Origin of the sequence: Mycobacterium sp. E3305 (assembly GCF_001666785.1) — a bacterium.
Lineage (GTDB): Bacteria > Actinomycetota > Actinomycetes > Mycobacteriales > Mycobacteriaceae > Mycobacterium.
In genome coordinates, this window is sequence record NZ_LZJA01000165.1 from 1 (window position 1) to 7,260 (window position 7,260).

Here is a 7,260-nt window from a genome sequence, read left to right on the forward strand (position 1 = left end):
CCGATGCAGTAGTGGGCGCCGGTGCCACCGAACCCGACGTGGGGGTTCGGGTCGCGCAGGATGTTGAAGGCGTGCGGGTCCTCGAAGACCTCTTCGTCGAAGTTGGCCGAGCGGTAGGACATCACCACCCGTTCGCCCTTCTTGATCCGCACGCCGGACAACTCGGTGTCCTCGTTGGCGGTGCGCTGGAACGCCGAGACCGGGGTGGCCCACCGGATGATCTCGTCGGCCGCGGTCGACGGGCGCTCCTTCTTGAAGAGCTCCCACTGATCGGGGTTGTTGGCCATCGCGATCATGCCGTGGGTGATCGAGTTGCGCGTGGTCTCGTTGCCCGCCACCGCGAGCATCACCACGAAGAAACCGAACTCGTCGTCGGAGAGCTTCTCGCCGTCGATGTCGGCCTGGACGAGCGTGGTGACGATGTCGTCGGTGGGGTTCTTGCTGCGCTCCGCGGCCATCGCCATGGCGTAGGTGATCAGTTCCATCGACGACTGCGCGGGATCGACGTGAGCGTACTCGGGGTCGGTGCCGCCGGTCATCTCGTTGGACCAGCGGAAGAGCTTGTCGCGATCCTCCTGGGGAACGCCGAGCAGGCCCGCGATGGCTTGCAGCGGCAGCTCGCACGAGACCTGCTCGACGAAGTCGCCGCTGCCCTCGTGCGCCGCGGTCTTCGCGATGTTCTGGGCACGCTGGGCCAGCTCGGCCTCCAGCCGTCCGATGGCCCGTGGCGTGAAGCCGCGCGAGATGATCTTGCGCAGCCGGGTGTGGTGGGGTGCGTCCATGTTGAGCATGACGCTGCGCTGCAGCTCGACCTGCTCGCGCTTCATCTCCGGCGGCCACGTCGGGATGGCGCCGTTCATCCAGCTCGAGAAGATGTCGCTGCGCTTGGACACCTCCTTGACGTCGGCGTGCTTGGTGACGAGCCAATATCCGTGGTCCTCGAACCCGCCCGCGCCATTGGGGATGTCGACCCAGTGGATGGGCTCCGCCTTGCGCAGCTCGGCGAGTTCCGCGACGGGCAGCCCGGCGAGGTTGACGTCGGGGTCGAGAAAGTCGAAGTCGGCGGGGATGTTGGGGGGTGCCATGATGTGTGCGCTCCTCAATTGCAACGTGTTCTAGTGCCAGTAAAACACGGCTCCTGCGCAGATAAAAGGCAGGTCACCATCGTCGCTTGTCAGACTAATGAAACGTGTTCTAGCCTGACGGAATGGGTAACCCGGTAATCGTCGAAGCCACCCGCAGCCCCATCGGCAAGCGCAACGGATGGCTGTCAGGGCTGCATGCGACCGAGCTGCTTGGCGCGGTGCAGAGGGCGCTGGTGGAGAAGGCCGGCATCGACGCCGGCGACGTCGAACAGGTCATCGGCGGCTGCGTGACGCAGTTCGGCGAGCAGTCCAACAACATCACCCGGGTCAGCTGGCTGGTCGCCGGGCTGCCGGAGCACGTCGGCGCCACGACCGTGGACTGCCAGTGCGGCAGCAGCCAGCAGGCCAACGGGCTGGTGGCCGGGTTGATCGCGGCGGGTGCCATCGACATCGGCATCGCCTGCGGAATCGAGGCCATGAGCCGCGTCGGACTCGGCGCCAACGCCGGTCCCGACCGAAGCATCCTGCGGCCCGCGTCGTGGGACATCGACCTGCCCGACCAGTTCACCGCGGCCGAGCGGATCGCCAAGCGGCGGGGCATCACCCGCGACGACATCGACGAGTTCGGCTACCAATCGCAGGCCAAGGCCAAGCGGGCGTGGGAGGAAGGCCGGTTCGACCGCGAGATCTCCCCGATCGAGGCGCCGGCACTGGACGAGAACAAGCAGCCGACGTCCGAGCGGGTGACCATCTCCCGCGACCAGGGCCTGCGGGAGACCACCCTGTCGGGGCTGAGCTCGCTGAAGCCGGTCATCGAGGGCGGAATCCACACGGCGGGAACGTCGTCGCAGATCTCCGATGGCGCCGCGGCGGTGCTGTGGATGGACGAGGACAAGGCCAAGTCGCTCGGATTGCGGCCGCGGGCCCGCATCGTCAGCCAGGCGCTGGTCGGCGCCGAGCCGTACTACCACCTCGACGGCCCCGTCCAGTCCACCGCCAAGGTGCTGGAAAAGGCCGGCATGAAGATTGGTGACATCGACATCACCGAGATCAACGAGGCGTTCGCGTCGGTGGTGCTGTCCTGGGCGCGGGTGCACAACCCGGACATGGACAAGGTGAACGTGAACGGTGGGGCGATCGCGTTGGGCCACCCGGTGGGCAGCACCGGCAGCCGGCTGATCACCACCGCGCTGCACGAGCTGGAGCGCACCGACCAGAGCACCGCGCTGATCACCATGTGCGCGGGCGGTGCCCTGTCAACCGGCACCATCATCGAACGCATCTAGCCTCTCGGTGCTCGTCTCCGAAGAGAGCCGCATCGCCGCGGCGCAGGCCTACATCGACGCGCTCGTCAGCCATCACGGCGACTCCGTTCCGTTCGCCGCGCGGTGCACCCGCGTCGAGCAAGGGATCAAGAACGGGTTCTCCGGAAACCATCTGCGCCGCAGCATGAATCGTGGTCCGCAGTACCGATTTCTCGCGGACACGACGCCGCCGGATTACCGAATCGACGGAGACCGGGTGCACGCGGCGTACACCGTGCTGACCAAGGCGGCGTTCGGCGGCCGTCGGCTGGCCGCACGAGTCAACGAGACGTTCGTGATACCGGCCGAAAGCTCAAGCGGCAAGGCCGAAATCCACCACATCAAGGTTCGCTTCCAACCATTTGTCCAGCGCTAAGGGAACATCATGCCTAAACCGAAGCCACGCTCTTTGAACGCCCCCTGGGTCGGCTTCATCATCAAATGGATGGCCAAGGGCAACACGTGGATCTACCGACGCAGCAACGGAAAACTGGGCGGCACCTTCGGCAACGCGCCGGTCGCCCTGCTCACCACGACGGGCCGTAAGACCGGTGAACCGCGGGTGAGCCCGCTGCTGTATCTACGCGAAGGGAACCGGGTGGTACTGGTCGCATCGAAGGGCGGCAGCGACAAGAACCCATTGTGGTACCTCAACCTCAAGGCCAATCCCAAAGTCTCCGTGCAGATCAAGGACGAGGTGCTGCAGCTGCAGGCCCGTGACGCCACCGAGGCCGAGCGCGCGGAGTACTGGCCGAAGCTGGATGCCATGTACCCGTCATTCGGTGACTACCGATCGTGGACGGACCGCGTCATCCCCATCGTCATCTGCGACCCGTAACGTTTCCCTCGCTGCAGGTTGAGAAAGATCCTGGCGACGTCGTCGACGCTGACGTCGGCGAAGCCGCGGGCACTGAACAGCTCGACGGCGAAAGGGTGATTCTGCCGGCTTCTTTCGGCGGGCGCGACGAAGACCCGTTGTGGTATCGCATTCTGAAGGAGCATCCCGAAGTGCGGGTGCAGATCCGCGACCGGCAGCTGGATCTGGTGGCCCGGGATGCCACAGACGCTGAGCGCGAACGCTATTGGCCGCCGCTGAAGCGGATCTGCCCTCGCTACCGCAAATACCGTCGGGCCATCGACCGTGTCATCCCGCTCGTGGTCTGCGAGCCGTGCTAGGCGCGGCCGGTTTGTCTGGGTAGGACCGTCGGTGAAAACGGAGCAGCCGGCCTTGGCCGTCCGCCGCCGAACCATCCGTTGCACCCGGGCACGGCACCTCAGGGCTTGACTGAGCATATCGCCGTATGTGACGATTTCGTCAGAAAGCATGCGCCGTGGCCGCCAAGGCGCGCTGTGAGGAGAACGATGCGTCGCACACCGGCCGGTGTCCCGGTATACGAACCAGACCTCTACTCCGCCGCCGCCATCGTCGATCCCTACCCGCACTACCGGCGCCTGCGCGACCTCGGCCCGGTGGTCTGGCTGGCCAAGCAGAAGGCGTACGCGCTCCCCCGCTACGCCGAGAGCAAGGCCGTGTTGCGTGACGACACGACGTTCCTGTCGGGCAGGGGCGTCTCCCTGAACCCGATCACCAATCGCCTATCGCGAGGCACGACCCTCAACAGCGACGGCGACGAGCACGATCAACGTCGCAAACTGGTCGCGCACCGACTGTTGCCGCGCGTGCTGCGTGCGATCAGCGACAGCGTGGACGCCACCGCCGCGGCGGTCGTCGATGCCGCGCTCGCCCAGGGTGCGGTCGACGGGGTAAACGACCTGGCGGCCGCCCTGCCGCTGGCCGTGGTGCCTGACCTCATCGGTTGGCCGCGGGATGGTCGACGTCACCTCATCGACTGGGGCGGAGCCACTTTCGATGTCCTCGGCCCGCTGAACTGGCAAGCGATCAAGTCGACGCCTCGCGCGTTGCAAATGCTGCGGTTCGCGCGCCGCGTGGTTCGCCAGCGGGCCGTTCTCGACGGCAGCATGGCACACGAGCTTCTGCTTGCCGCCGACGAAGGCAAGCTGTCGCACCGCGAGTGTCCGCCGCTGATGGTCGACTATCTCGCGCCGTCGATCGACACCACCATGAGCGCCATCTCCAACGCGTTGCACCTGTTCGCCAGCCACCCCGAGCAGTGGCGGCTGCTGAAAGAGGACCCGGGCCTCATGACGAACGCCGTCAATGAAGTGGTCCGGTACGAGCCCCCGCTGCGCGCATTCGCGCGCTGGGTGGCCAGCCAAACTGAAATAGCCGGCACGCCAATGCCGTCCGGTGCTCGCGCCCTTGTGATGTACGCCTCTGCCAACCGAGACGAACGCGAATGGGAGGAACCCGAAGCCTTCGACATCCGCCGCGACGCCAGCCGTCAAATCGGCTTCGGTCACGGAGCGCATGCCTGCGCCGGCCAAGGTCTGGCGCGCCTGGAAACGTCGGCCATGCTGCGCGCCCTGATTGAGCGCGTCGACCGCATCGAGGTCACCGGAACACCGAAGTGGGCGATGAACAACATCATCCGCCGTCACGAGGCCCTGCCGCTCAAGCTGGTTCCGACATAAATTCGCGTGGTGTCAGCTCGACGCCGCCCGCGCCAAACTGAAAGGGACTCAATGAGACTCTTGCCCCCGGCCGCCGAGCCGTTCACTGCTCCGCCCGACCGGGACATGCTCCCCTCGGAGCGCCGAGAATTCGTCCGCACGCACCGGACGTGCGTCTTCGGTTACCGCCGCCGCCATGACGGCCCGGCCATGTCGATCGTGTATTACGTCCCGACCGATGACGATGAGCTGCTCGTGTCCACCATGGCCGGACGCGCGAAGGCGAACGCGGTGGCGCGGGACCCGAAAGTGAGCATTTGTGTGCTCGACGAGCGCTGGCCGTTCTCCTTCTTGCAGGTACACGCCGACGCCGTCATCGATAAAGACCCCGACCTCACCGTCGACGTCATGATGGCCGTCGGCTGGCGCATGTCCGGACAGCAGGCGGGCCCGGAAGCCCGGCCCTTCGTCCGGGAAATGGCCGAGCGCGAAGACAGACTGGTGCTTCGTTGTCGTCCCTACGCGACCTTCGCCACACCGCCGCGTCACCTGTATGCGAACGAGGAAGCGAACGAGCTGACGCACTGGGGATCATCGTCGCTCCCCTGGAACGCTCCGGATCCGGTTGCCCGGTAGCTGAATCAGGCCCCGTACACATGAACCGGCGGGCGGGCCTTGGCGAGCAGGTCGGCGACGACGGGCCCCAGTTCCGCGGGATCCCACCTTGCGCCCTTGTCGATCTGCGGCCCGTGTGCCCAGCCCTCCGCGACCCGGATCTTGCCGCCCTCGACCTCGAACACCTTCCCGGTCACGTCGCGGGATTCCGCGCTGCCCAGCCACACCACCAGCGGCGAGACGTTCTCGGGCGCCATGGCGTCGAAATCCTGGTCCTGCGTTGCCATCATCTCGGCGAAGACCGTCTCGGTCATACGGGTGCGGGCCGACGGCGCGATGGCGTTGACCGTCACGCCGTAGCGGCCCATCTCGGCGGCGCCGACCAGCGTCATCGCCGCGATGCCGGCCTTGGCCGCGCTGTAGTTGCCTTGCCCGACGCTGCCCTGCAGGCCGGCGCCCGAACTGGTGTTGACGATCCGCGCGTCGACGGCCTTGCCCTCTTTGGACAACCCGCGCCAGTACGACGCCGCGTGCCGCATGGTGGCGAAGTGGCCCTTGAGATGTACGGCGATAACGGCGTCGAACTCCTCCTCGCTGGTGTTGGCCATCATCCTGTCGCGGACGATGCCGGCGTTGTTGACCAACACGTCCAGCCCGCCGAAGGTGTCGACGGCGGTCTGGATCAGGGCGGCCGCTTCGTTCCAGTCGGCGACGTTGGATCCGTTGGCGACGGCTTCCCCACCGGCCGCGGTGATTTCGTCGACCACGCCCTGGGCGGCGCTGCCGCCCCCGGCCGGCGAGCCGTCCAGGCCCACGCCGATGTCGTTGACCACCACGCGCGCACCTTCGGCCGCGAAGGCGAGCGCATGCGCGCGACCGATACCGCCGCCCGCTCCGGTGACGATGACCACGCGGCCGTCAACCACTCCCATTGTTCGTGTCTCCTCTACTTGATCGCGCCGGCGTTCGTTGTGGCCAGGTAGTGCGGCGGCTCGCCCCCGCCGTGCACCTCGAGCGACGCGCCGCTGATGTAGGACGCCGCGTCCGATGCCAAAAAGGCTGCGGCCCAGCCGATGTCGTCGGGCTTGGCGAGTCGGCCCAGCGGCACGTTCTTGGAGATTGCGGCGATGGACTCGGCGTCGCCGTAGAAGAGCTCGGATTGCTCGGTCTCGACCATGCCGACGACACAGGAGTTCACCCGGACCTTCGGCCCCCATTCCACCGCCAGGGTCTGTGTGAGGCTTTCCAGGCCGGCCTTGGCCGCCCCGTAGGCGCCGGTGCCGGGCGATGGCCGTCGACCGGACAGACTGCAGATGTTGATGATCGACCCGCCGCGGTCCTGGTTCTGCATCTTCTCGTTCGCGTGTTGGGAAACCGACAGTGCGCCAATGAGGTTGAGTTCGATGATCTTGCGGTTGAACTTCGCGCTGGACTCCGCGGTCAGCACGTACGGCGAACCGCCGGCGTTGTTGACCACGACGTCGAGCCGGCCGTGCCTGTCGACGATGGTGTCGATGAGCGCCTTCACGGCGTCGTCGTCGCGGACGTCGCAGGAATGGAACTCGTACGGCAGGCCCTCGACGGCCCGCCGTGCGCAGGTGATGACCGTCGCGCCCTGCCCGGCGAACACCGAGCTGATGCCGGCGCCCACCCCCCGGACCCCGCCGGTTACCAGAACCACCCGCGCGACGGGATGGCGTTGACCGGGGGAAAGTCGACGGTGA

Annotated in this window: 9 protein-coding genes; 6 read left to right on the top strand and 3 right to left on the bottom strand. The window is 66.7% G+C overall.

The features are described from left to right. On the bottom strand, window positions 1-1,085 hold a 1,085-nt coding region (locus A5701_RS15320; protein ID WP_067755062.1), incomplete at its 3' end, for a cytochrome P450. Window positions 1,086-1,207: 122 nt separating this feature from the next. On the opposite strand from A5701_RS15320, the gene A5701_RS15325 reads away from it, so the two are divergent. The 6 genes from A5701_RS15325 (at window position 1,208) to A5701_RS15350 (ending at window position 5,557) form a co-directional block, all read left to right on the top strand. Continuing rightward, entirely contained in the window at window positions 1,208-2,371 is a 1,164-nt protein-coding gene (locus A5701_RS15325; RefSeq protein ID WP_067755065.1) for a steroid 3-ketoacyl-CoA thiolase, read from the top strand. Between the two features lie 7 nt (window positions 2,372-2,378). After that, on the top strand, window positions 2,379-2,765 hold the full coding sequence (locus tag A5701_RS15330; protein WP_067755068.1) for a hypothetical protein: 387 nt from the start codon (window positions 2,379-2,381) through the stop codon (window positions 2,763-2,765). Window positions 2,766-2,774: 9 nt separating this feature from the next. After that, on the top strand, window positions 2,775-3,227 hold the full coding sequence (locus A5701_RS15335; RefSeq protein ID WP_067755072.1) for a nitroreductase family deazaflavin-dependent oxidoreductase: 453 nt from the start codon (window positions 2,775-2,777) through the stop codon (window positions 3,225-3,227). Continuing rightward, window positions 3,185-3,565 carry a nitroreductase/quinone reductase family protein gene (locus tag A5701_RS15340; RefSeq protein ID WP_231972834.1) on the top strand — a complete coding sequence of 127 codons (381 nt, stop codon included), beginning with the start codon at window positions 3,185-3,187 and terminating at the stop codon, window positions 3,563-3,565. The genes A5701_RS15335 and A5701_RS15340 overlap by 43 nt, the downstream gene beginning before the upstream one ends. 186 nt (window positions 3,566-3,751) lie before the next feature. After that, window positions 3,752-4,942 (top strand): cytochrome P450, encoded by a 1,191-nt coding sequence (locus A5701_RS15345; protein ID WP_067755075.1) that lies wholly within the window; start codon window positions 3,752-3,754, stop codon window positions 4,940-4,942. A 51-nt stretch (window positions 4,943-4,993) separates the two neighbouring features. Then, window positions 4,994-5,557, top strand: a complete 564-nt coding sequence (locus A5701_RS15350) for a pyridoxamine 5'-phosphate oxidase family protein (RefSeq protein WP_082969764.1) — start codon at window positions 4,994-4,996, stop codon at window positions 5,555-5,557. A gap of 5 nt (window positions 5,558-5,562) precedes the next feature. On the opposite strand, the gene A5701_RS15355 is transcribed toward A5701_RS15350, so the two are convergent. Further along, window positions 5,563-6,468: an SDR family oxidoreductase gene (locus A5701_RS15355; protein WP_067755087.1), complete on the bottom strand. Its 906-nt coding sequence runs from the start codon at window positions 6,466-6,468 to the stop codon at window positions 5,563-5,565. Window positions 6,469-6,482: 14 nt separating this feature from the next. Then, window positions 6,483-7,217 carry an SDR family oxidoreductase gene (locus A5701_RS15360; RefSeq protein ID WP_067755090.1) on the bottom strand — a complete coding sequence of 245 codons (735 nt, stop codon included), beginning with the start codon at window positions 7,215-7,217 and terminating at the stop codon, window positions 6,483-6,485. Window positions 7,218-7,260: the final 43 nt, after the last annotated feature.

Bases quoted from the DNA above. Each gene is read 5' to 3' on its own strand.
- A5701_RS15325 (WP_067755065.1), top strand. From the start codon at position 1,208: ATGGGTAACCCGGTAATCGTCGAAGCCACCCGCAGCCCCATCGGCAAG.
- A5701_RS15335 (WP_067755072.1), top strand. From the start codon at position 2,775: ATGCCTAAACCGAAGCCACGCTCTTTGAACGCCCCCTGGGTCGGCTTC.
- A5701_RS15345 (WP_067755075.1), top strand. From the start codon at position 3,752: ATGCGTCGCACACCGGCCGGTGTCCCGGTATACGAACCAGACCTCTAC.
- A5701_RS15350 (WP_082969764.1), top strand. From the start codon at position 4,994: ATGAGACTCTTGCCCCCGGCCGCCGAGCCGTTCACTGCTCCGCCCGAC.
- A5701_RS15355 (WP_067755087.1), bottom strand. From the start codon at position 6,468: ATGGGAGTGGTTGACGGCCGCGTGGTCATCGTCACCGGAGCGGGCGGC.